Consider the following 3057-nt stretch of genomic DNA (forward strand, 5'->3'; position numbering starts at 1 on the left):
CGAGCCGCGCCGCGTAGGCGTGCTCGCGGCCCAGCACGTCCGACAGCCATACGAGCTCGGTGCGCAGTTGGTCGGTCCAGTCGGTGTCCGTCAGCGGGCGGTAGACGTACAGGGCCCCGGCGATGCGCCGGGCGGACCGGCGCAGCAGGCGGGCCGCCTCCCCCGCCTCGTCGGCGTCGGCGCCGCTCTCGCCGTGCAGCCGCAGGCTGCGCAGGAACTCGACGGCCTGGGCCTGCAGGTATCCGGCCAGGACGTCGCCGGCGGTGGCCGCGCCCGCGGGGCCGGCCGGGCCGGCGGCGGTGCGCACGGCCGGGTACTTCGTCGTCATCGTGTCCTGCCCCCCGGCAGTGTCCATGAGCACGTCCGTAAGCACGTCTGTGAGCGGGCCCGTGAGCGGGTCCGTGAGCGAATCCCCGCGTGCGTCCGTACATGCGTCCGTGCGTGCGTCCGTGCATGCGTTCTCGGGCGCGCCCGTAAGCGCGGCGGTGTCCGTACCTGCCGGGTCATGGGGTCGCTGAGCCACGCCGGCGCCTCCGGGCGTCGATGAGCATCTCCTGGACGTTCCGCAGCGGCTGTCCGTCGGCGTCGGTCGCGTGCCGCGTCCAGCCGCCGTCCGGGCCGAGGTGCCAGGAGGCGGTGGAGTCGGACATGCCGGTTTCGAGCAGCCTGCTGAGGGAGGCCCGGTGCGCGGGGTCGGTAACGCGCACGAGGGTCTCGATGCGCCGGTCGAGGTTGCGGTGCATCATGTCGGCGCTGCCGAGCCACACCTCGGGCTCACCGCCGTTGCCGAACGCGAAGACCCGCGAGTGCTCCAGGAAGCGGCCGAGGACGCTGCGGACGCGGATGTTCTCGGAAAGGCCGGGGACGCCGGGCCGCAGGGCGCAGATGCCGCGCACCCACACGTCGACCGGGACGCCGGCGCGGGCGGCGTGGTACAGGGCGTCGATGACCGTCTCGTCGACCATCGAGTTGACCTTGATGCGGATGGAGGCGGGCCGCCCGGAGCGGTGGTGCGCGACCTCCTTGGCGATCCGGGCGACGAGCCCGTCCCGCAGGGATCTGGGGGCGACGAGCAGGCGCCGGTAGGTCTCGCGGCGCGAGTAGCCGGAGAGCCGGTTGAAGAGGTCGGAGAGGTCGGCTCCGACCTGCGGGTCGGCGGTGAGCAGCCCGAGGTCCTCGTACAGCCGGGCGGTCTTGGGGTGGTAGTTGCCGGTGCCGACGTGCGAGTAGCGGCGCAGGGTGTCGCCCTCCTGCCGGACCACCAGGGAGAGCTTGCAGTGCGTCTTGAGGCCCACCAGCCCGTAGACGACGTGGCAGCCCGCCTCCTCCAGCTTGCGGGCCCATTTGATGTTGGCCTGCTCGTCGAAGCGCGCCTTGATCTCGACGAGGACGAGCACCTGCTTGCCGGACTCGGCCGCGTCTATCAGGGCGTCGACGATGGGCGAGTCGCCGGAGGTCCGGTAGAGGGTCTGCTTGATGGCGAGGACGTCGGGGTCGGTCGCCGCCTGCTCCAGGAACGCCTGCACGGAGGTGGAGAACGAGTCGTACGGGTGGTGCAGCAGGACGTCGCGCTCGCGCAGGGCGGCGAAGATGTCGGGCGCGGAGGCCGACTCGACCTCGGCGAGGTCACGGTGCGTGCCGGCCACGAACTTGGGGTACTTGAGCTCGGGCCGGTCGAGGGAGGCGATGCGGAAGAGCGCGGTGAGGTCGAGCGGGCCGGGCAGCGGGTAGACCTCGGCGTCGGAGATCTTCAGCTCGCGGACCAGCAGGTCGAGGACGTACGGGTCGATGGACTCCTCGACCTCCAGCCGCACGGGCGGGCCGAAGCGGCGGCGCATGAGCTCCTTCTCCAGCGCCTGCAGCAGGTTCTCCGCGTCGTCCTCCTCGACCTCCAGGTCCTCGTTGCGCGTCACGCGGAACATGTGGTGCGCGAGCACCTCCATGCCGGGGAAGAGCTCTTCGAGGTGCGCGGCGATGACGTCCTCCAGGGGGACGTAGCGCTGCGGGGAGGCCTCCAGGAAGCGGGAGAGGATCGGCGGGACCTTGACCCGGGCGAAGTGGTCGTGCCCGCTGACGGGGTTGCGGACGACGACCGCGAGGTTGAGGGAGAGCCCCGAGATGTACGGGAACGGGTGCGCGGGGTCGACCGCCAGCGGGGTCAGCACGGGGAAGATCTGCTGCCGGAAGAGGGTGAAGAGCCGGCCCTGCTCCTTGTCGGTCAGCTCGTGCCAGCGGATGAGGTGGATGCCCTCCTCGGCCAGCTCGGGGGCGACGTCCTGCTGGTAGCAGGCGGCGTGCCGGGCCATGAGCTCGCGGGAGCGGTTCCAGATCAGCTCCAGCACCTCGCGGGGCTGCAGGCCGGAGGCGGAGCGGGTGGCGACGCCGGTGGCGATGCGGCGCTTGAGGCCGGCCACGCGGACCATGAAGAACTCGTCCAGGTTGCTCGCGAAGATCGCGAGGAAGTTGGCCCGCTCCAGCAGGGGCGTCGCCGGGTCCTCGGCCAGTTCCAGGACGCGTTCGTTGAAGGCCAGCCAGCTGCGCTCGCGGTCCAGGAAGCGGCCCTGCGGGAGCGGCCCGTCGCCGTAAGGGTCGTCGTCCTCGCCGTCGCGGCCGGGGGCGTAGGCCGGGCCGTGGCCGTACGCGTCGTGGTCGTAGCCGTGCGCATACGGGCCGAGGTCGGCGTCCAGGTCGGGCTCCAGGCCCGGCGAGGCGGCGGGGGAGGCCACTGCGAAGGGCCGGTGCGCGGCGATGGACCCGACCGAGGGCTGCGGGTTGCCGTATCCCTCGCCGTAGCGGTCGCTGCGGTCGCCGTGCGGCTGGTCGTGGGCCTGTGCGCGGGACGACTGGGTCATGTTCCCATGGTGCCGCGCCGGGGGCGGGCCGGGCGCGCCGAAGGAGGGCGCGGCGGGAGCGGCGCGGAGCCTTCGAGCGGGTACGGGTGGCACAGCGGGCTGCATTCCGCAAGGCTCGCAACCGCTGTTGAATCACGGGTAACGCCCACATGGCGCGCAGGGAAGCGGCACCCCACTCCGCTGTGCCGCGGCGGAGCGGGAGGGC

Annotated in this window: 2 protein-coding genes; both read right to left on the reverse strand. The window is 72.5% G+C overall.

Translation table 11 applies throughout. From position 1 onward, the window contains the following. A partial coding sequence (locus tag V7793_RS35695) for a CHAD domain-containing protein (protein WP_336013834.1) occupies positions 1-355 on the reverse strand: 355 nt, incomplete at its 3' end. 148 nt (positions 356-503) lie between these two features. Next, positions 504-2852 carry an RNA degradosome polyphosphate kinase gene (locus V7793_RS35700; RefSeq protein ID WP_336013835.1) on the reverse strand — a complete coding sequence of 783 codons (2349 nt, stop codon included), beginning with the start codon at positions 2850-2852 and terminating at the stop codon, positions 504-506. Between the last annotated feature and the right edge of the window lie 205 nt (positions 2853-3057).

The sequence above is a fragment of the Streptomyces sp. KLMMK genome, from assembly GCF_036961605.1.
Classification (GTDB): domain Bacteria; phylum Actinomycetota; class Actinomycetes; order Streptomycetales; family Streptomycetaceae; genus Streptomyces; species Streptomyces telluris.

Bases quoted from the DNA above. Each gene is read 5' to 3' on its own strand.
- V7793_RS35700 (WP_336013835.1), bottom strand. From the start codon at position 2,852: ATGACCCAGTCGTCCCGCGCACAGGCCCACGACCAGCCGCACGGCGAC.